The organism is Streptomyces thermovulgaris (genome assembly GCF_002155915.1).
Taxonomy (GTDB): domain Bacteria; phylum Actinomycetota; class Actinomycetes; order Streptomycetales; family Streptomycetaceae; genus Streptomyces; species Streptomyces thermovulgaris.
In genome coordinates this window covers 1-21,010 of record NZ_MUME01000208.1, presented here as the reverse complement: position 1 = coordinate 21,010, position 21,010 = coordinate 1, and the positions used below count along the sequence as shown (strand labels likewise).

Below are 21,010 nucleotides of genomic sequence, written 5' to 3'. Positions count from 1 at the left end.
CGTGCGGGCGCATCGTCGCCTCCGCCGCGGAGCGGGCCCGGAGGCGCGACGCCCGCACGGACGCCGGGGTGAGGACCGGAGTGGACGCCGCCGTGAAGGTGTCCGCCGACATCGTCCCCGACGACGCGGTCTCCGCCCTGCTGGAAGCGGGCGACACCGCTTTCGCCCTGGTCACGGGCTTTCGTGGACGGGGCGGGCTGAAGGGGCTGCTGCTGGGATCGGTCTCCCTGGCCGTGGCGGCCCGGGCGAACTGCCCGGTGGTCGTGGTCCGCGGCGACAGGGCGGGGCTGGCCGGTGCGCACGGGCGGATCCTGCTCGGTGCCGGTGAGCCCGACACCGGCGGCGAGGCCGTGTGGTGGGCGTTCCGGGAGGCCGAGGTGCGCGGCTGCGTCCTCGACGTCGTACGGGCCTGGCGCAGCCCCGTGCTCCAGGCGCCCTCCGACGCCGCGGCCCGTGAACGCGAGGAGCAGGCCCTCGTCCTGCTGGAGGAGGTGCTGCGGGAGGCGAGGGCCGCGCACCCGGACGTACGGCTGCGCCCCGTGACGGTCGAGGGACCGGCGCACAAGGTGCTCGTCGACCGCTCGGCCGCCGCCGATCTGGTGATCGTCGGAGCGCGGCGCAGGACGGGCCGCGTCGGCCTTCAGCTCGGCCGGACGGGGCACACCCTGCTGCACCACGCGCGGTGCCCGGTGGCCGTCGTGCCGCAGCGGGTGTGACGCCGTGACAGGGAGGGCGACGGCGGGGACCTGGGCGTACGAGGGGTACGACCCCGCACAGGAGCGCCTCAGGGAGGCGCTGTGCACGCTGGGCAACGGCCGCTTCGCCACCCGCGGCGCCCTGCCGGAGTGCGACGCGGACGAGGTGCACTACCCGGGCACCTATGTGGCGGGCTGCTACAACCGGCTCGTCTCCCGTGTCACCGTGCGCGCGGGCGACGGCACCGAGACCGTCGAGACCGTCGAGAACGAGGACATGGTCAATGTCCCCAACTGGCTGCCGCTGCGCTTCCGTCTCGCCGACGGCCCCTGGCTGACCCCGGACACCGCGACCGTCCTCGACCACCACCAGGTCCTGCACCTGGACTCGGGGCTGCTGGAGCGCCGTACCCGCTACGGGCTCGGCGACGGGCGTGCGCTGATCGTGCGCCAGCAGCGGATCGTGCACATGGGCGACGCGCATCTGGCCGTGCTGCGCACCGAGTTCACCGCCGACGGGCTCACGGCGGACCTCGAGGTCGAGGCGGCCATCGACGGGAGCGTCACCAACTCCGGGGTGGAGCGCTACCGGGAGCTGGAGAGCCGGCACCTCACCCATGTGCGCTCCGGCACCGCCGCCCCCGACACGGTGTGGCTGCACTGCCGTACCCGGACCTCCGACATCCGGATCGGCGTGGCCACCCGGCTGACCTGCGAGGGCGGGATCGCCACCCGGCACGAGCACCTGCGGGCGGTCCAGCGGGTGCGGCTGCGGCTGGAGCCGGGCCGTACCGCCACCGTCGACAAGACCGCCGCGCTGTACACCTCCCACGACCCCGCCATCGGCGACCCGCTGGGGGCCGCCGTCGACCGGGTGGCCGCGGCACCCGGCTTCGAGGAACTGCTGCGGACCCATCTGACGGCGTGGAACCACCTGTGGCGCCGGGCCGAGATCGACGTCCCCGGGGAGGCGGGGCACATCCTGCGCCTGCACCTGTTCCATGTGCTGCAGACCCTCTCGCCGCACACCGCCGACCTGGACGTCGGGGTGCCCGCCCGCGGGCTGCACGGCGAGGCCTACCGGGGACATGTCTTCTGGGACGAGCTGTTCGTCCTGCCGTATCTGAACCTGCACTTCCCGGAGGTCTCCCGCGCCCTGCTGTGCTACCGCCACCGGCGTCTGGAACGGGCCTGCTCGGCGGCGCGCGCGGCCGGCCGGCGCGGCGCGATGTATCCGTGGCAGAGCGGCAGCGACGGCCGGGAGGAGACCCAGCGGCTGCATCTCAACCCCCGCTCGGGACGCTGGCTGCCGGACCACTCCCGCCTCCAGCGGCACGTCGGCTCGGCGGTCGCCTACAACGTGTGGCAGTACTGCCAGGCCAGCGGCGACAGCGAGTTCCTGTACACCAAGGGGGCCGAGATGCTGGTGCAGATCGCCCGCTTCTGGGCGGACTCGGCCACCTGGGACGAGGATCTGGGACGGCACCGCATCCTGGGCGTGATGGGCCCCGACGAGTACCACGACGCCTACCCGGACGCCGGCCGGCCCGGTCTCGACGACAACACCTACACCAATGTCATGGCCGCCTGGGTGCTCGTCCGGGCCCTGGAACTCCTGCGTCTTCTGCCCGAGCCGTGCCGCCGCGGACTCGTCGAGCGCATCGGTCTGGACGACGGCGAGCCGGAGCGGTGGGAGGCCGTCTCCCGCACGCTGTACGTGCCCTTCCACGACGGTGTCATCAGCCAGTTCGAGGGCTACGAGGGCCTTGCCGAACTCGACTGGGACGGCTACCGGAAGCGGTACGGCAACATCCGCCGTCTGGACCGGATCCTGGAGGCCGAGGGCGACAGCGTCAACCGTTACAAGGCCTCCAAGCAGGCCGATGTGCTCATGCTCGGCTATCTCTTCTCGCCCGCCGAACTCGCCTGGCTCTTCGGCCGGCTGGGCCACCGCCTCGACGACGGCCTCTGGCAGCGCACCGTCGACTACTACCTGGCCCGCACCAGTCACGGCTCCACCCTCAGCACCCTGGTGCACGGCTGGGTCCTGGCCCGGGCCCGCCGCGGTGAGGCATGGGCCTTTCTCAGGGACGCCCTGCTGAGCGATGTCGCCGATGTGCAGGGCGGCACCACCGGCGAGGGCATCCACCTGGGCGCCATGGCCGGCACCCTCGACTTCGCCCAGCGCGGACTGCCCGGCCTGGAGACCCGCGAGGACGCCCTGTGGCTGGACCCCGCTCCGCTGCCGGAGCTGTCCTCCTACGGCTTCTCCCTCCGCTTCCGGGGCCACTGGGACGTACGGCTGCGTCTGGAGCGCGGCCGGGTGACGATCACCGTGCCTCCCTCCAACTGCTCGCCGATCGACGTACGGCTGCCCGGCCGTGCCGTCCGCGTCCGGCCGGGGGAGACCCGCCGCCTGCGCCTGCCCGGGTGAGCGGACCGGAGGGGTCCGCACGGCTTCCGCGCTCTTTCCGCCCCGGGACCCCGGAGCTCGACGGAATACCCCCGGGGGTACCTGTGCTAGTCTCCTTGTATACCCCGGGGGGTAACTTCTCCACGAAGGGAGCGTCCCGTGTTCTTCATCGAGACCATCGAGCTGGCAGGACTCGGCAACCGCAGCTACCTGGCCGGCGGCGAGCGCACGGCCGTGGCGGTCGATCCGCCGAGGGACGTCGACCAGGTGCTGACGGCGGCGGCCCGGCGAGGAGTGCGGATCGCGTACGTCGTCGAGACGCACGTCCACAACGACTACGTCTCCGGCGGCCTGGAACTCGCCCGGCTCACCGGTGCCTCCTACCTGGTCCCCGAGGAGGCCCGCGTCCGCTTCCCGCACACGCCCGTGCGGGACGGCGACACCGTCACCGTCGACGCCGGCGCCCGGCTGACCCTGCGGGCGATGGCGACCCCCGGACACACCCCGCACCACACCTCCTACGTCCTCCAGGAGGACCGGACGCCGGTCGCCGTGTTCACCGGAGGCTCGCTGCTGATCGGCACCGTCGGCCGCCCCGACCTGGTCGAACCGCGGCTGACCGAACGCCTGGCCCGCGCCCAGCACGCCTCCGCGCACCGGCTCGCCGCCGAACTCCCCGACAACACCGCGGTGCTGCCCACCCACGGCTTCGGCAGCTTCTGCTCCTCGAGCCAGGTGGAGGGCGGCAGCACCACCATCGGCCGGGAGCGGACGGCGAACCGCGCCCTCACCCAGGACGTCGACACCTTCGTCGCCGGGCTGCTCGCGAGCCTGGACGACATCCCCGCGTACTACGCCCACATGGGGCCGGCCAACGCCGCCGGACCCGCCGCGGTCGACCTGACCCCGCCCGCCGAGGCCGACCCCGACGAGATCGCCGCCCGGCTGGCCGCGGGGGAGTGGGTCGTCGACCTGCGCAACCGGGTCGCCTTCGCCGAGGGGCATGTCGCGGGCTCGTTCAACTTCGAGGCCGAGGGCAAGCTCGCCACCTACCTGGCCTGGATGGTGCCCTGGGGCAAGCCGGTGACCCTGCTGGCCGAGTCGCCCGCGCAACTGGCCGAGGCCCAGCGCGAGCTGGTCCGGGTCGGCATCGACCGCCCGGCCGCCGCGGCCACCGGCGGGCCGGCCGACTGGCTCCGCCCCGGCGAGACGCCCGCCTCCTTCCCGCGGGCCACGTTCGCCGACCTCGCCGAACGGCATCAGGACGAGGACGTCGTCGTCCTGGACGTCAGGCGGGACTCCGAACGGGCCGGCGGCCATGTCGAGGGCTCGGTGCACATCCCCGTGCACCTGCTGCACCGGCGGATCGACGAGGTCCCCGACGGGCAGGTGTGGGTGCACTGCGCGGGCGGCATGAGGGCCGCCGTGGCCGCCTCCCTGCTGGACGCGGCGGGCCGTGACGTCGTCGCGGTGGACGACACGTTCGAGGCCGCGGAGAAGGCCGGACTCACCGTGCGGACCGCCTGAGCCCGGTCGGGGAGAAACGGCGGAAGAGCGCGAAGAAGCGGACAAGCGCGGACGAAGAGCCGGCAAAGAGCGAACGAGAGCCAGGGAAAAGCCGAGGAAAGGCGGGAAAAACAGTGCGGACGAGTCTCTTCCGCGGCGGCCCCGGGCGGGTCACCGCACGCGAGGCCGCCGAGCGCACCGGCCACCGTCCGGCCGGCGGCGCGGGCGGTGCCGTACTGCTGGACGTGCGCGAGACGCGGGAGTGGCGTGCGGGGCACGCACCCGGCGCACTGCACCTGCCCCTGTCCGCGCTCGCCGCGGGCGCACCGCTGCCCCGCGAGGCGCAGGGGCGGCCGCTGATCGTCGTCTGTCGCTCCGGCAACCGCTCCCGGCAGGCCGTCGACCTCCTGACGGCCCGGGGCGCCGACGCCGTCGACGTGGCCGGCGGCATGCGGGACTGGGTGCGGGCCGGACTGCCGGTGGTGGACGACCGCGGTGAGGACGGCACGATCGCGTGAACACCCTGCTCCTCGCCCTGGTCTCCGGGGCCGTCATCGGCCTGGCGCTGGGCGCGCTCGGGGGCGGCGGCAGTGTGCTGGCCGTCCCCGCCCTGATCTATCTGCTCGGTTCCACCCCGGTCGCGGCCACCACCGCGAGCCTGGCCGTCGTCGCGGTCACCTCGGCCGTCGCCCTGGTCGCCCACGCCCGCGGCGGCCAGGTGCGGTGGCGTACGGGACTGCTGTTCGGCGCCGCCGGCATCGGGCCGGCGATGCTGGGCGGCGCGGTCGCCGGACGGCTGCCCGCCGCCGTGCTGACCGCGGCCTTCGCACTGGTCGCGGCCCTCGCCGCCGTCCGGATGCTGCGGCCCGGCCGGGTGCCGGCCGAGGAACGCCCGGTCCGGCCCGGCCGGGCCGCGGCGGCCGGCGCCGGGCTCGGCGCGGTCACCGGTGCACTGGGCGTCGGCGGCGGTTTCCTCGCCGTGCCGGCCCTGGTGGGTCTGCTCGGTCTGCGCATGCGCGCGGCGGTGGGCACCAGCCTCCTGGTCATCACCGTCAACTCGCTGGCCGCGCTGGTGATGCGGGCCGGTACGGTCCCCGGGCCGGACTGGGCGGTCGTCGCCCCGTTCGCGGGGGCCGCGGTCCTCGGCGCCTGGGACGGCGGGCGGCTGGCCGCGAAGGTGCCCGGGGCGGCGCTGCAGCGGGTCTTCGCCGTGATGCTGCTGGCCGTGGCGGCGTTCATGCTGGCCGACGCGGTGGTGTGATGCACGGCCGACCGGTGCCGCGGGCGTCAGGCCAGCGACAGGAACAGCTTCTCCATGCGGGCCCGCATCCGGGCGGCGTCCTCACCGTTCGTCCGGCCGGACTCGATGTCGGCCACGCACTTCTGCAGGCCGGTGGCGATGATGGCGAAACCGGCGCGGTCCAGGGCCCGGGAGGCGGCGGCGAGCTGGGTGACGACCTCCTCGCAGTCCCGCCCCTCCTCGATCATCCGGATCACCCCGGAGATCTGTCCCTGCGCACGGCGCAGCCGGTTCAGGACGGCCTTGAGGTCGGCGCCCTCGAGCTCCAGATCCACGATCACTCCTCGCAAAATACCCCTGGGGGTACTGTACGTCCCGATTCGGGAGCGTGTCGACCACACCTCCGTCCGGAAAGGATCCGAACCGTCATGACCCTTCCCACGCCCTCCACGCCGTCCATGCCCGAGGCCCTCGACGTCGAGCAGGCGCACTCCCGGCTCGACGGGCTGACCGTGATCGACGTGCGCACCCCCGGCGAGTATGCCTCGGGACACCTCCCCGGGGCCCTCAACATCCCGCTGGACCACATCCGGCGGGCCCTTCCGGAGCTCCGGCGGGCCGCGGCGCGCGGCGGCCTCCTGATCGTCTGCGCCTCCGGCGCCCGCTCGCGGAGGGCCTGCGCACTGCTGGCCGGGCAGGGCGTGTCCGCCGCCACCCTGACCGGCGGCACCGAGGCATGGGCCGCCGCCGGTCACGAACTGAGCCGGCCCCTGGCCTGCGAGACACGGGCCTCCTGGAGCATGGAACGCCAAGTGCGCCTCACCGCGGGCGTCCTGGTGCTGCTCGGCCTGGTCCTCGGCCTGGTCGTGCACCCGGCCTTCCAGATCCTGTCGGCGGGCATCGCGGGCGGACTGGTCTTCTCCGCCCTCACCGACACCTGCGGCATGGCCGTCCTGCTCGCCAAGCTCCCCCACAACCGGCCGCGCCCGGCCGGGCTCGACGCGGCACTCGCGGCCCTGCGCGACCGGTGAGGAGCGCCGGCCGGAGCCGGACCGGTCCGGACCTCCGAGGCCCGGCAGGTCCCGGTCGTGCCGGTGCCCTCCACCCCACGAGCCGGGCGGAGGGCACCGGCGGCCGGGCGGTGCCGCCGCGGACTTCGCGCGGACCCGCCCGTCGGCCCGTGCCGGGCCGCGGGACGGGGACGGCCCGGCGGCCCGGCCGCGGAGCACGGCGGCGGGCGCAAGGAGCCCGTCTCAGCAGGGCGGTGCGGCCGTGGGACGGGCGACGAGGGCGATCGCACCCAGATGGGCCTGGTGACGGCGGAAGACCCGGCGCATGCGCAGCACCCGCCGCAGGACCACCGGGTCCCGCAGGGCCCGGCCGGTGATGCGCAGGGTGCGGGCGAGCCCCTCGTCGGCGACGAGCCGCCGGGGTTCGAGCAGTTCCATCGGGGCGATGCGCCGGGCGGTGACGGTGAAGCCCTCCGCGGTCAGCAGCGAGCTCCAGCCGGACGGGGTGAGGGGACGGGCGCCGACATGGAGGGCGTCGCTGAGATCCGCCGCGATGCGCTCGGCGAGCGCCGGGTCGAGGTCGTCGGGCAGCAGGCACAGCTCGTGCAGGGCGTACCGGCCAAAGGAGTCCGCCAGAAGCCGGTGCGCCTCCGCGACGATGCGCCGCTTGGCGGAATCGGGCCGCATGGACAGCAGTGCCTCGCCGTAGACGACGGTGGCCGTGCCGCCGGGCAGTCCGGTGTGCGCCGCGTCGGCCCGCACCGCACGGACGTCGGTCCGTCCGGGCGCGGTGAGGGCACTGAGCGCCGCCACCGCCGCGGGGTCGCGGTCGACGGCGGTGTAGTCGGCCGGGCCGCGGGCGAGGGTCAGCCGGGCGGTGGCCCCCAGCCCGCCGGCCAGCTCCACCACCCGGTCCTCGGGGCCGATGCGCAGGGTGTCCAGCATCCAGCGGGTCAGCGCCGCGCCGCCGGGGCGCAGCACGCGCTTGCCGAGCCGGGCCAGCAGCCAGTGACCGGGCATCCGGGCGGGATCCAGCCCGTCGCCGGGCAGAGGAGCAGACGAGCGGAACGGTTGGGGGTGGCCGATGGTCGCCATGCGCGCGCCTCGCTTCCTGCCGGCGTTCTGCCCGCTCGGCTCAGGCCTGCTCACATCTGCGTGAGCAAGCCTATGGTCCCATTTTTTCCGTGTATGGGGCCGAACGTCCTTTCCTGAAGGCTCCGCCCCGGGGCCTGGACGTTCCGCCCCGGGGCCTGGACGTTCCGCCCCGGGTGCGACCGGCACAGTGCGGTGCGGACCGCCCCGGCCGGTGCCGACCGCAGACCACCTCCACCGGCCGGGGCGTGATGCGCGCCGTTCTCACACGGCGCGTCGGGAGGGCAGACGGTGTGCCTCCCCCGACACCGGCGCCGGGGTGGAGGATCGGCGCCGGTAGACCAGATAGGGACGGACGAGGTAGCCGATCGGGGCGCTCCACACATGCACCAGCCGGGTGAACGGCCAGGCCGCGAAGAGCAGACAGGCGCTCAGGGCGTGCAGCTGGAACAGCAGCGGCGCACCGGAGACGGCCTCCGGCTGCGGCTGGAGGGTGAACAGCCCGCGGAACCACACCGAGACGGTCTGCCGGTAGTCGTAGCCGCCGCCGAACACGTTGTGCGCGACCGTGGCGAGGAAGCCGAGCAGCACGGTGGCGGACAGCAGCGGGAAGAGCACCTTGTCGCTGCGGTCGGTGCCGAGGCGGATCCGCCGGGTCAGCAGCCGGCGGGCGCACAGCATCCCGAGCCCGGCGACCATGGCGACGCCCGCCGCCGACCCCGCCCACACGGCGACGGTGTGGTACGCGTGCTCGCCGATGCCGGCCGCCTCGGTCCAGGACGCGGGCACGGCGAGCCCCACCACATGCCCGGCGATCACCATGAACGCCCCGAGGTGGAACAGCGGGCTGCCCCAGCGCAGCCAGCGGTGCTCCAGCAGCTGGCTGGTGCGCGAGGTCCAGCCGAACTGGTCCTGCCGGTAGCGCCAGACGTGCCCGGCGGCGAACACGGCCAGACAGATGTAGGGGAGGGCGACCCACAGCAGCAGGTCGGTTCCTGAAGCGTTCATCGAGGACCATCCGGAGACGTCGGAAGGGACGGTGGCACAAGAGTGGGGGCGGCCCGGTCGGGCGGGACGAAGGTGCCGGGCGGGGCGAACAGGCCGCCCGCGTACGGCTCCAGGCCGACGTCCTCGTCCGGCGGTCCCTCGGCGGCCAGTTCGGCCACGGCCGCGAGGTCCGCCTCGGTGACGGGCGGCATCAGCGTGAGCAGCGCGGCCAGCAGATGCCGGTAGGGCGAGGCCGCGTCGGCGAGCGCCTGGTGGATCAGCATCAGACCGCGCCGGTGCCGGCGCAGCGGCGCCTCGCCCGCACCCGGTCCGGACAGCGCGGCGAACTCCAGCACCACCGGCAGGTGGTCGGGCAGCTCGCCGCTGCCGTTCTCCCAGCCCGCGGCCCGGTAGGACTGGGCCAGGGCGAGCAGGGCCATGCCCCGGCGGCGGGTGTCGCCGTGCAGGTAGTAGGTGAGGTAGAGGCTGCTCTTGCGGCGCAGGTCGAACATCTCGACGTAGTGCTGCTCCAGGGCCTCGGGCTCCTGCGCGGTGAACCAGGCGGTGAACCCCGCCAGTTCGGTGGCGGCCGGGGACGGGGGCAGCGCCTCCACGGCGGCGGCCACGGTGGGCCGTGCGGCGACCAGCTCGGCGTCCGGGTACTGCAGCAGCAGGGACAGCAGCCGCAGCACCAGCGCCCGCTGTTCGGCCTCCTCGGGCGTGAGCCGGGGCGGGCGGCGCGTGGTGGCCGCCCGCAGCCGGGCGCGTACGATCGCGGGCACGGTGCCGGGCAGAGGGCTCATGGCCGGCCTCCGGCGAGGGCCTCGGGAGCGCTCCGGCGCAGGGCGGGGATGCCGAGCATGACCTTCCGCCCGGCCGGCCCGCCGTGGGACTCCACCGGGCAGCGGTTCTCCAGGGCGGTCAGCGCGGCCGCGTCCTCCTTGTGCGCGGCCGGCACGACGTACCGGTCCCGGTACTTGGCCACCGCCAGCAGCCGGTGCAGATCCTCCGCCTGGCGGGCGGTCAGCCCCACGGCCTCGAGCGCCGTCTCGTCACCGGTCCCGCCCAGGATCCTCTCGCGCATGTACGAGCGCAGCGCGGTCAGCTTCATCAGCACCCCGGCGACCACGTCCGTGTCCCCGGCGGTGAACAGCTCCGCCAGGTACTCCAGCGGAATGCGCAGCCGGGTGACGGCGGCGAACACATGGTCCGGGTCGTCCTGGTCGCCGCCCGCGGAGGTGACGGCGTCCAGGACGGGGGAGAGCGGCGGCACGTACCAGACCATCGGCAGCGTGCGGTACTCCGGGTGCAGCGGCAGCGCCACCTTGTACGTGGACACCAGCGCGTACACCGGCGAGCGGCGGGCCGCCTCCAGCCAGTCCTCGGGGATGCCGGACTCCCGGGCCGCCGCGATCACCTCGGGGTCGTCCGGGTCGAGGAAGAGGCCGCGCTGCGCGTCCAGCAGGTCCCGCTCGTCCGGGGCCGCCGCGGCCTCGCCCACCTTGTCGGCGTCGTACAGCAGCAGCCCGAGGTAGCGCAGCCGGCCCACACAGGTCTCCGAGCAGACCGTGGGCTGCCCCGCCTCGATGCGCGGGAAGCAGAAGGTGCACTTCTCCGCCTTGCCGGTGGCGTGGTTGATGTACACCTTCTTGTAGGGGCACGCCGTCACGCACATCCGCCAGCCCCGGCAGCGGTCCTGGTCCACCAGGACGATGCCGTCCTCCGCCCGCTTGTACATCGCGCCGGACGGACAGGCCGACACACAGGCCGGGTTGAGGCAGTGCTCGCACAGCCGGGGCAGATGGAACATGAAGGTCTGCTCGAAGGCGAACCTGACCTTCTCGGCCCACTCGCCCCGCAGATTGGGGTCGCCGCCCGCGTGCTCGGGCGCACCGCCCAGACCGTCCTCCCAGTTGGCGCCCCAGGTGATGGAGGCCGGCCTGCCGGTGAGCACCGAGCGGGGGCGGGCGACCGGCATGTCCGGGCCGGCCGGGGCGCCGACCAGGTTGTCGTAGTCGTACGTCACCGGCTCGTAGTAGTCCTCGAGGGACGGCAGGTCGGGGTTGGAGAACAGCGACAGCAGCCGCTTGCCCCGCCCGCCGGAGCGCAGCACCAGCCGGCCCTTGCGGTCCAGCATCCAGCCGCCCTTCCACCGCTCCTGGTCCTCGTAGCGGCGCGGGTAGCCGATGCCCGGCTTGGTCTCCACGTTGTTGAACCAGGCGTACTCCACACCGGTCCGGTTGGTCCAGGTCTGTTTGCAGGTGACCGAGCAGGTGTGGCACCCGATGCACTTGTCGAGGTTCATCACCATCGCGATCTGGGCCAGTACACGCATCAGTAGTCGACCTCCTGGCTGCGACGGCGGATGACGGTGACCTCGTCACGCTGGTTGCCGGTCGGGCCGTAGTAGTTGAAGGCGTAGGTGAGCTGGGCGTAGCCGCCCGCGAGATGGGTGGGCTTGATCAGCAGCCTCGTCAGCGAGTTGTGGATGCCGCCGCGCTTGCCGCCGACCTCGGCCTTCGGCACGTTCACGGTGCGGTCCTTGGCGTGGTACATGTACACCGTGCCCTCGGGCATCCGGTGGGTGACCACCGCACGGGCGACCACGACACCGTTGCGGTTGTACGCCTCGATCCACTCGTTGTCCTTCACGCCGATCCTCTCGGCGTCCGCGGTGGACATCCAGATCACCGGACCGCCGCGGGACAGCGCCAGCATGTAGGCGTTGTCCTGGTACTCGGAGTGGATGGACCACTTGGAGTGCGGGGTCAGGTACCGCACCGTCACCTCGGCGCGGCCCTCCTCGTGCAGCTGCTCGTCGCCGTAGTGCCGCAGCGCGTTCAGCGGCGGCCGGTAGACGGGGAGCTGCTCGCCGAGCTCGGCCACCCAGTCGTGCTGGACGAAGAACTGCTGGCGGCCGGTGAGGGTGTGCCAGGGCTTGAGATGCTCGACGTTGATCACGAACGGGGAGTAGCGGCGGCCCCCGGTCTCCGACCCCGACCACTCGTAGGAGGTCATCACCGCGCGCGGCTGGGTGCGGGTGTCGGCGAAGGTGATCCGCTCGGCCTCGCGCTCGGCGGCCAGCTCCGCCAGGCCCGTGCGGCCGGTCTGCCGCTCCAGTTCCCGGAAACCCTCGGTCGCCAGACGGCCGTTGGTGGTGCCGGACAGCGCGAGGATCGCCTCGCACATGTCGCCGGCGGTGGCCAGCGACGGCCGGCCGGCGGCGACGCCGTCGCGCACGGTGCCGCAGCGGCGCCGCAGCTCCTCGATCTCCTGGTCCGGGTGGACGGTGACCCCCTTGGTGGTGGTGCCGAGGGTGTCCAGCAGCGGGCCGACGGCGCGGATCTTCTGGGCCACGGCCGCGTAGTCGCGCTCCACCACGACCAGCTTCGGCATGGTCCGGCCGGGAACCGGTTCGCACGCGCCGGTCCTCCAGTCGCGGACGACCCCGCCCGGCTGGGCGAGTTCGTCCGGGGTGTCGTGGGTGAGCGGCACGGCGAGGACGTCGGTGCGGGTGCCCAGGTGCTCGGCGGCCAGCTCGCTGAACCGGTCGGCGATGCCCAGGAAGATGTCGTAGTCGGTGCGGGCCTGCCAGGGCGGGGCGATGGCCGGGGTGAAGGCGTGCACGAAGGGGTGCATGTCCGTGCTGGACAGGTCGTCCTTCTCGTACCAGGTCGCGGCCGGCAGCACCACGTCGGCCAGCAGGCCGGTGGAGGTCATCCGGAAGTCCAGGGTGACCAGCAGGTCGAGCTTGCCCTCGGGTGCCTCCTCGTGCCACACCACCTCCTCGGGCCGTTTCTCCTTCGGGGTCTCGGCCGAGCGGACGGCCGCGTCCGTGCCCAGCAGATGGCGCAGGAAGTACTCGTTGCCCTTGCCGGAGGAGCCCAGCAGATTGGCCCGCCACACGGTCAGCACCCGGGGGAAGTTGGCCGGGTCGTCCGGGTCCTCGGCGGCGAACCTCAGCCGCCCGGACCTCAGTTCGTCCACGATGTACTCGGCGACCTCGCGTCCCTGGGCCGCGGCCTCGTCGCACAGGTCCAGGGGGTTGCGGTTGAAGCCGGGGTGGCCCGGTGTCCAGCCCAGACGCACGGCCTGCGCCAGGCAGTCCGCGAACGCCCTGCCCTTGAAACGGCCCGCGCCGAGCGGTGAGGCCAGCTCCTCGGGTCCGAAGGCCTCGTAACGCCACTGGTCGGTGTTGAGGTACCAGTAGGAGGTGCCCGCCATGTGCCGGGTCGGCCGCTGCCAGTCGAAGGCGAACGCCAGATGCTGCAGGCCGGTCACCGGACGGACCTTCTCCTGGCCCACGTAGTGCGCCCAGCCGCCGCCGTTGACGCCCTGGCAGCCGGTCATGGTGGTCAGCGCCAGGAACGCCCGGTAGATCGTGTCGGAGTGGAACCAGTGGTTGGTGCCCGCCCCCATCGCGATCATCGACCGGCCGCGTGTGCGCTCGGCGTTGCGGGCGAACTCCCGGGCGATCCGGGCCGCCTGCCCGGCCGGCACCGAGGTGACGGTCTCCTGCCAGGCCGGGGTGTACGGCTGCGAGGCGTCGTCGTAGCCGGCCGGCCAGGTGCCCGGCAGACCGGGCCGGGCCACCCCGTACTGGGCGAGCAGCAGGTCGAAGACGGTGGTGACCAGCCGGCCGCCGACGCGCCGCACGGGCACCCCGCGCTTCATCACCGAACCGCCCTCGGTGGCGCCCTCGTCGAACCGGGGCAGCGCCACCTCGACCGTGTCCTCGGCCGTCTCCAGCAGGCTCAGCTCGGGCACGACGTCGCCCAGGTCGAGGTTCCAGCGGCCTCGCTCGGCCTCACCCCATCTGAAGCCGAGCGAGCCGCCCGGGACCACCGGTTTGCCGGTGGTCCGGTCCAGCAGCACCGTCTTGAACGCCGCGTTCTCCGCGGTCTCCTGTCCGCCCTCCTCCGGGCCGAGGTCGGCGGCGGTCAGGAATCCGTCCGGGACGAGCCCGTGGGAGCCCTCCCGCAGCGTCACCAGGAACGGTGCGTCCGTGTAGGTCCGCAGATAGTCGCGGAAGTACGGCACTTCGCGGTCGACCAGGAACTCGCGCAGAATGACGTGGCCCATGGCCATCGCCAGCGCCCCGTCGGTGCCCGGGTGCGGGGACAGCCACTCGTCGGCGAACTTCACGTTGTCCGCGTAGTCGGGGCTGACCGCCACGACCTTGGTGCCGTTGTAGCGGGCCTCGGTCAGGAAGTGCGCGTCCGGGGTGCGGGTGACCGGGATGTTCGACCCCCACATGATCAGGTACCCCGCGTTCCACCAGTCGGCCGCCTCGGGGACGTCCGTCTGGTCGCCGAACACCTGCGGCGAGGCGACCGGCAGGTCGGCGTACCAGTCGTAGAACGACAGCAGGGTGCCGCCGATCAGCGACATGAACCGGGCGCCGGCCGCGAACGACGCCATCGACATCGCCGGGATCGGCGAGAAGCCCGCCACCCGGTCCGGGCCGTAGGTCTTGACGGTGTGCACATGGGCGGCGGCCACCAGCTCGGACACCTCGTCCCAGCCGGCGCGCACCAGGCCGCCCTTGCCGCGGGCCCGCTTGTACGCCCGCGCCTTCTCCGGATCCCCGGTGATCTCCGCCCACGCGGCCACCGGGTCGCCCAGCCGGCGCCGGGCCTCGCGCCACATCTTCAGCAGCGTGCCCCGCACATAGGGGTACCGGACCCGGCTGGGGGAGTAGGTGTACCAGGAGAACGAGGCACCGCGCGGGCAGCCGCGCGGTTCGTACTCGGGGCAGTCCGCGCCGATCGACGGGTAGTCCGTGGCCTGGTGCTCCCAGGTGATGATGCCGTCCTTGACGTACACCATCCACGAGCAGGACCCGGTGCAGTTCACTCCGTGCGTGGACCGCACCACCTTGTCGTGGGCCCAGCGGTTCCGGTAGAAGCCTTCCCACGTGCCGTCTCCCTCGCCGAAGACGGCGCGCCCGTCGGCGGAGACCTCGCCACGGGTCAGCAGCCGGCGGGTGGCCAGCGGCCAGCCCTGTCCGGCGCGAGGCTCCCGCTGCCGTGCGTTCTCGTCGTTCTCCATGGCCCCGAAAACTAGGCGGGGCCCACCGGGAGATCCTTGGGCCGAATGCCCTCCGCCCGGCGTCCGAGGGCCCCGGTCCGCCCGCCCGATCAGGGACCAAGGGCCCTACGGAAAGGGTCTCTTGGCGGGGGAGACACCGGGCCCGCACGGTGCAGGCTGGCGCTGACCGAATCGGAGGAAGTGCATGTACGACCACACCCGGTGCCGTCCTGGTCTCATCCCCCGTCCCAGGCCGAGGCCGGCACGTCGTACGGCATGCGCGGTCCTCCGGTTCGGTCCCCGTCCGGCCGTCGGCCTCGTCTGCCCTGACTCCCAGGCGGCCGGACGGTGGGAAGGGCGGCAGGGATGAGCGCCGGCCGGACACCCGGGGGCGGCCCCGGGGCGCGTGACGGCCGAGCGGTCCGGACGCAGCGGCAGGACGTGGGGGAACGGCCCTTCATCGTGATCTGGGAATCCACCCGGGCCTGCCCGCTGGCCTGCGTGCACTGCCGTGCCGAGGCCGTCCCGGACCGGGACCCGCGCGAGCTGGACACCGAGGCGGCCAAGGACCTGATGCGGCAGGTCGCCGCCTTCGGACAGCCGGCCCCGCTGTTCGTGATCACCGGCGGTGATCCCTTCCAGCGGCCCGACCTGCTGGACCTCGTCGCCCACGGCAAGGAGGCCGGGGTCCGTGTCGCCGTCTCGCCCTCGGGCACCCCGACCCTCACCGCCGAGCGGCTGCGCGCCGTGCACGAGGCGGGCGCGGTGGGTCTCTCGCTCAGCCTGGACGGCTCCACCCCCGAACTGCACGACGGCTTCCGGGGCGTGTCCGGCGTCTACCGCTGGACCCTCGACGCTTGGGACACCGCCCGCGCACTCGGCATGAAGGTGCAGATCAACACCACCGTCGCCCGGCACAACCTGCACGACCTCCCGGACATCGTCCGTCTGGTGCACACCCACGGCGCGATGCTGTGGAGCGCCTTCTTCCTGGTGCCGACCGGACGCGGCACGGCTCTCGGCGCGCTGACGCCCGAGGAGACCGAGGACGTGCTGAACTTCGTGTACGACATCGGCCTCGCCGTGCCCGCCAAGACCACCGAGGCCCACCACTTCCGCCGTGTCGTCCTGCAGCGCCGCGTCCTCGCCGGTCTCGGCGAGGACCACGAGAAGGTCCTCGGACTCGGCCCCCTGTACCGGAAGCTGCGCGACCGCGCGGCGGAGCTGGGCCTGACCGGCGGAGGCCGCCGGGCCCGCCGCCCGCCCCTCGACGTCAACGCCGGCCGCGGTTTCGTCTTCGTCTCGCACACCGGGACCGTCCACCCCAGCGGGTTCCTGCCGCTCGGCGCGGGCAATGTGCGCGAGCGGCCGCTGACGGAGATCTACCGCACCTCCGAGCTGTTCACCGGCCTGCGCTCCCCCGACCGGCTGGGCGGCCGGTGCGGCTCCTGCGAGTTCCGCCGGGTCTGCGGCGGCTCCCGCTCCCGTGCCTACGGCGTGACCGGCGACCCGTACGCCGAGGAGCCCTGGTGCGGCTACGTCCCCGGATCCTTCCCCCACCAGAGGGAGCTGGCCGCGCTGCTGTCCCGGGAGGCGGGGCACGGCCACGGCAGCCGGCCGACGGACCTGCAAGGAGCGTCATGAACGAGGTCGAGGGCGTTCCCCGGGCGGAAGGACGCAAGCAGCTTCCGCTCCTTCCGCCCGCCGGCACCGATGCCCGTCCCGGCCGGTTCACCCGGTCGGGGGTGCGCTCCCGCCATCTGCGGGCGCACGTCCTGGTCGCCGGGTGGGCGGCCCTGGCCCTGCTCGCGGCCACCGCGCAGGGAACGCTGCCGGTGGCCCGCTGGCTGGCGGTCCATCTGTTCCTGCTGGGCGCGGCCACCACCGCGATCGTGGTGTGGAGCGAGCACTTCGCCGTCGCGATGCTGCACGCCCGGCAGCCCGACCGGCGGTGGAGCGCCGTACGGCTGGGCGGGGTGAACCTGTCCGTGGCCGGGGTGCTGGCCGGGGTGTGGGCCGATCTGCCCGCACTGATCGTGGCGGCCTGCGCGGGACTGGTCGCCGCCGTCGTCGCACACCTGGTCGTGCTGGTGCGCATGGGCCGGGGCGCGCTGGGCGGGCGGCTGGCGCCGGTCGCCGGGTACTACCGGGCGGCCGCGGCGGCCCTGGCCGCCGGAGCGGCGCTGGGCGGGCTCCTGGCCGTCGGCGCGGTCGGCCCGCACGGACACGCCGGCCTGCGGCTCGCCCACATCCACCTCACCCTGCTCGGCTGGATGGGACTGCCCGTCCTGGGCACCCTGTTCATGCTCTGGCCGACCGTCCTCGGCGTCCGGATGCACGAGAACACCACACGGACGGCCCGCTGGGTGCTGGCGCTCACCGGAGGCGGGCTCGCGGTCGCGGTGACCGGGATGGCGGCCGGACGGCACGAGGCGGCGGCGGCCGGACTCGCCGGGTACGCCGCCGGAGCGGCCGTCGTCGTACGGCTGCTGGCGGTCACCGTGCGACGGGGACGCAGCCCCGTCTCGGCGTCCGCCGCCTGGACGCTGGCGGCGTCCGCCGGATGGCTGGTGGCCGGGGTGGCCGTCGACCTGGTGCTGCTGGCCACCCGCTCCACGACCGCCGCCCTCGACGGCGTCGACGTGCTGCTTCCGCTGTTCCTCCTCGGCGTCGTCGCGCAGGTGCTCATCGGCGCGCTGACGTATCTGCTGCCGGTCGTGCTGTCCGGCGGCCCCGGGGAGCGGGCCGGACTCCGGGCGGTGCTGGAGCGGGGCTGGGTGCCCCGGCTGATCGCCCTCGACCTGGCCGTCGCCCTGCTCGTCCTGCCCCTGCCCGAACCCGCCGCGACGGCGGGGACGGTGCTGGCCGCGGGCGCCGCGGTGGCGTTCCTGGTGCCCGTCGCGGCGGTGCTCGGCCGCCGTGCCCGGCCCGGCGGGGGGCCGTCGCGGGCTCCCGCGCTGATCGGCACCGCGGTGGCCTCCGTCGTCACGGTGCTGGCCGTGCTGGTCGCCAACAGCGGGGCCGGCGGGACCACGGGCAGTGCTTCGCACGAGGCCGCCGGAGCGGGAGGCGCCGGCACCGTCACCACCACCCGCACGGTGTCCGTCTCCCTGGGCACCATGCGCGTCACCCCGAACCGGATCGAGGTCGCCCGCGGAACCGCACTGCGCCTGCGGGTCACCAACCGCGACGCACAGCGGCACGATCTGAGGATCGAGGACGGCCCCGCCACCCCGCTGCTCTCCCGGGGGGAGTCCCACACCCTCGACCTGGGCACCGTCACCTCCGACCGCAAGGGCTGGTGCACGGTCCCGGGCCACCGCGCCGCCGGCATGACCCTGGACATCGTGGTCGGCGGCGGCACGCACGGCTCCCCGGAACAGGACGGCCACACCATGGCCGCCGCACCGGGCAAGGGCCTCGACCTCGCCGCCGGTTTCTCCCGCGGCTGGCAGCCGCGCTCCGCCGCCCTCCCCGCGGCCCCCGGCACCAGGGTGCACAAGGCCGAACTGCGCGCCCGGCGCACGACGGTGGAGGTCGCCCCGGGCGTACGGCAGGAGATGTGGACCTTCGGCGGGACCGCCCCCGGCCCCACCCTGCGCGGCACGGTGGGCGACATCTTCGAGATCACCCTCGTCAACGACGACCCCACGATGGGCCACGGCATCGACTTCCACGCCGGCGCCCTCGCCCCCGACCGGCCGATGCGCACCCTCCGGCCGGGGGAGCGGCTCGTCTACCGGTTCCGCGCCGAGCGGGCCGGGGCCTGGCTGTACCACTGCAGCACCGCGCCGATGCTCCAGCACATGGGCAACGGCATGTACGGCGCCGTGATCGTCGATCCGCCCGGGCTGGCGAAGGCCGACCGGGAGTACGTCCTGGTCTCCTCCCAGCTGTACCTCGGCACCCCGGGCAGCGAGGCCCAGGTCGCGAAGATGCGTCAGAACACCCCGGACGCCTGGATGTTCAACGGCGTCGCCGCCCAGTACGCCAAGGCGCCGCTGACCGCCCGCGCCGGGCAGCGGGTCCGCTTCTGGGTGGTCGCGGCCGGCCCGAGCGACGGCATCGCCTTCCACGTCGTGGGCACGGTCTTCGACACCGTCTACAAGGAGGGCGCCTACCTGCTGCGGCCGGGCGACAAGGGCGGATCCCAGGTGCTCGACCTGGCGCCCGCCCAGGGCGGCTTCGTGGAGACGGTGTTTCCCGAGGCCGGCCACTACCCCTTCGTCGACCACGACATGCGCCATGCCGAGGCAGGGGCGCACGGCATGGTGAAGGTGGAGTGATGGACGGAGTCGGACTCTGGCAGCTGGTGCGTTTCCTGCACGTCACCGGTGCCGCGCTGTGGGTCGGAGGCCAGCTGGCCCTGTCCCTGGTGGTCCTTCCGCTGTCCCGCCGCATGCTGGCACCAAAGGCCCGCGGCGACTTCGTCGCCCAGGCGGGCCGCCGGTTCGGCATGCTGACCGGGGCCGTGTTCCTGCCGGTGCAACTGGGCACCGGCTGGGCCATCGCCTGGCACAAGGGCGTCACCTGGGCCTCGCTGGCCGACCCCGGCTACGGCCGCGTCCTGGTCACCAAGCTCGGTCTGTTCGTCCTGGTCATGCTCGCCGCGGCCGCGCACGGCTGGGCGCACGCCAAGGGCCGTTCCGAACTGGCCCGCGCCCTCGCCGTGGCCTCCCTGGTCGGCTCCCTCGGCGTCGTCCTGCTCGCCGCCGCGCTGCCCGCCACCATCGCCGCCCGCATACCGGAGCGCGCCGACCGTTTCGCACTGGTCCACCGCGACGCCCTGCACGTCACCGAGCTGCCCGGCCCGGCCCCCACCGCGCTGGTCGCGAACCTCCCCTACAACGTGGCCGTCCCGGTCCTGCTGCACATGCTCGACACCTTCCCCACCATCGAGCGCGCCCTCGTCATGGTGCAGGCGGAGGTCGCCGACCGGCTCGCGGCGGAGCCCGGCTCGAAGGTGTACGGCGTGCCGTCGGTCAAGGCGGGCTGGTACGCCGAGGTCAAGCGGGCCGGCGCCATCGGCCGCACCGTCTTCTGGCCGGCGCCGAACGTCGACAGCGGACTGGTGTCGCTGGTCCGGCGCACGGAGCCGGTCAGCACCACGGTCACCAAGGACGAGGTCTTCGCCGTCGTCGACGCGGCCTTCGCCCAGCGCCGCAAGACCCTGCGGGCCGCGCTCGCCGGATGGGCCGGATCGGCGGCGGCAGCGGAGGCGGCACTCATCGCCGCCGGGGTGTCGCCGCGGGCCCGGGGGGAGTCGCTGACCGTGGAGGAGTTCGCACGGATCGCGGAGGCCGCACCGTCGCGGAAGACGGCCCCCGCGGCCCCGGAAGAGGAGCCCAGGAACCAGTGAGCGTCACCGTCCGCGTCCCGGCCAAGGTCAACGTCCAGCTCGCCGTGGGCGCCGCGCGTCCCGACGGCTTCCACGACCTGGCGAACGTCTTCCTCGCGGTCGGCCTGTACGACGAGGTCACGGTCACCGAGGCCGACGAGCTGCGCGTGACCTGCACGGGCCCGGACGCCGGCCAGGTCCCCCTGGACCGTACGAACCTCGCCGCCCGCGCCGCGCTCCTGCTCGCCGGACGCCACGGCCGCAGCCCCGCCGTGCACATCCACATCGCCAAGGACATCCCGGTCGCCGGCGGCATGGCGGGCGGCAGCGCGGACGGCGCCGGCGCCCTGGTGGCCTGCGACGCGCTGTGGGGCACGAACGCCTCGCGCGAGGAACTCCTCGACCTCTGCGCCGAGCTGGGCAGCGACGTGCCGTTCAGCCTGGTCGGCGGGGCGGCGCTGGGCACCGGGCGCGGGGAGAGGCTCAGGCCGCTGGAGGTCGGCGGCACCTTCCACTGGGTGTTCGCGATGGCCGACGGCGGACTGTCCACCCCGGCGGTGTTCCGCGAGTTCGACCGGCTCGCCGAGGGCGTGGACATCCCCGGGCCGACCGCCTCCGACGACCTGCTGGCCGCCCTGGCGAAGGGCGACGTCCACACGCTCGCCGGCACCCTCTCCAACGACCTCCAGCCCGCCGCGC

At 74.0% G+C, this 21,010-nt stretch carries 16 protein-coding genes; 10 read left to right on the top strand and 6 right to left on the bottom strand.

The features are described from left to right. The 5 genes from CCN35_RS17430 to CCN35_RS17410 form a co-directional block, all read left to right on the top strand. The coding region (locus tag CCN35_RS17430) for a universal stress protein (protein ID WP_107501065.1) at positions 1–716 on the top strand (716 nt) is incomplete at its 5' end. 4 nt (positions 717–720) lie between these two features. Then, positions 721–3,129, top strand: a complete 2,409-nt coding sequence (locus CCN35_RS17425) for a glycoside hydrolase family 65 protein (protein WP_086793426.1) — start codon at positions 721–723, stop codon at positions 3,127–3,129. A gap of 138 nt (positions 3,130–3,267) precedes the next feature. Then, positions 3,268–4,635, top strand: a complete 1,368-nt coding sequence (locus CCN35_RS17420; RefSeq protein ID WP_086793424.1) for an MBL fold metallo-hydrolase — start codon at positions 3,268–3,270, stop codon at positions 4,633–4,635. A 113-nt stretch (positions 4,636–4,748) separates the two neighbouring features. Continuing rightward, positions 4,749–5,132 carry a rhodanese-like domain-containing protein gene (locus CCN35_RS17415; RefSeq protein ID WP_086793422.1) on the top strand — a complete coding sequence of 128 codons (384 nt, stop codon included), beginning with the start codon at positions 4,749–4,751 and terminating at the stop codon, positions 5,130–5,132. Next, positions 5,129–5,875, top strand: coding sequence for a sulfite exporter TauE/SafE family protein (locus CCN35_RS17410; RefSeq protein WP_086793420.1), 747 nt, complete (start codon positions 5,129–5,131; stop codon positions 5,873–5,875). The genes CCN35_RS17415 and CCN35_RS17410 overlap by 4 nt, the downstream gene beginning before the upstream one ends. A 26-nt stretch (positions 5,876–5,901) precedes the next feature. Here the strand turns inward: CCN35_RS17410 and CCN35_RS17405 are convergent, their stop codons facing one another. Continuing rightward, entirely contained in the window at positions 5,902–6,189 is a 288-nt protein-coding gene (locus CCN35_RS17405) for a metal-sensitive transcriptional regulator (RefSeq protein ID WP_067389265.1), read from the bottom strand. A gap of 93 nt (positions 6,190–6,282) precedes the next feature. On the opposite strand from CCN35_RS17405, the gene CCN35_RS17400 reads away from it, so the two are divergent. Beyond that, complete coding sequence (locus tag CCN35_RS17400) at positions 6,283–6,885, top strand: rhodanese-like domain-containing protein (RefSeq protein WP_067389267.1); 603 nt, start codon at positions 6,283–6,285, stop codon at positions 6,883–6,885. Between the two features lie 222 nt (positions 6,886–7,107). On the opposite strand, the gene CCN35_RS17395 is transcribed toward CCN35_RS17400, so the two are convergent. The 5 genes from CCN35_RS17395 to CCN35_RS17375 form a co-directional block, all read right to left on the bottom strand. After that, positions 7,108–7,959 (bottom strand): class I SAM-dependent methyltransferase, encoded by an 852-nt coding sequence (locus CCN35_RS17395; protein WP_067389269.1) that lies wholly within the window; start codon positions 7,957–7,959, stop codon positions 7,108–7,110. A gap of 261 nt (positions 7,960–8,220) precedes the next feature. Further along, positions 8,221–8,964: a respiratory nitrate reductase subunit gamma gene (narI, locus tag CCN35_RS17390; RefSeq protein WP_086793418.1), complete on the bottom strand. Its 744-nt coding sequence runs from the start codon at positions 8,962–8,964 to the stop codon at positions 8,221–8,223. Then, entirely contained in the window at positions 8,961–9,746 is a 786-nt protein-coding gene (gene narJ, locus CCN35_RS17385) for a nitrate reductase molybdenum cofactor assembly chaperone (protein WP_067389280.1), read from the bottom strand. The genes narI and narJ overlap by 4 nt, the downstream gene beginning before the upstream one ends. Then, positions 9,743–11,278, bottom strand: a complete 1,536-nt coding sequence (gene narH / locus CCN35_RS17380; RefSeq protein ID WP_086793417.1) for a nitrate reductase subunit beta — start codon at positions 11,276–11,278, stop codon at positions 9,743–9,745. The genes narJ and narH overlap by 4 nt, the downstream gene beginning before the upstream one ends. Next, positions 11,278–14,994, bottom strand: coding sequence for a nitrate reductase subunit alpha (locus tag CCN35_RS17375; RefSeq protein WP_067389286.1), 3,717 nt, complete (start codon positions 14,992–14,994; stop codon positions 11,278–11,280). The genes narH and CCN35_RS17375 overlap by 1 nt, the downstream gene beginning before the upstream one ends. A 345-nt stretch (positions 14,995–15,339) precedes the next feature. Between CCN35_RS17375 and CCN35_RS17370 the strand changes: the two genes are divergently transcribed. From CCN35_RS17370 to CCN35_RS17355, 4 genes are all read left to right on the top strand, one after another. Next, a complete protein-coding gene (locus CCN35_RS17370) occupies positions 15,340–16,617 on the top strand; it encodes a TIGR04053 family radical SAM/SPASM domain-containing protein (protein ID WP_067389294.1) in 1,278 nt (425 codons plus the stop codon). Next, a complete protein-coding gene (locus tag CCN35_RS30000) occupies positions 16,614–19,259 on the top strand; it encodes a multicopper oxidase domain-containing protein (RefSeq protein WP_086793415.1) in 2,646 nt (881 codons plus the stop codon). The genes CCN35_RS17370 and CCN35_RS30000 overlap by 4 nt, the downstream gene beginning before the upstream one ends. Then, complete coding sequence (locus CCN35_RS29530; RefSeq protein ID WP_169721365.1) at positions 19,259–20,332, top strand: rRNA adenine N-6-methyltransferase family protein; 1,074 nt, start codon at positions 19,259–19,261, stop codon at positions 20,330–20,332. Before CCN35_RS30000 ends, CCN35_RS29530 begins: the two co-directional genes overlap by 1 nt. Then, positions 20,329–21,010, top strand: a 682-nt coding sequence (locus tag CCN35_RS17355; protein ID WP_086793414.1) for a 4-(cytidine 5'-diphospho)-2-C-methyl-D-erythritol kinase, incomplete at its 3' end; no start/stop codon positions are given. The genes CCN35_RS29530 and CCN35_RS17355, both read left to right, overlap by 4 nt.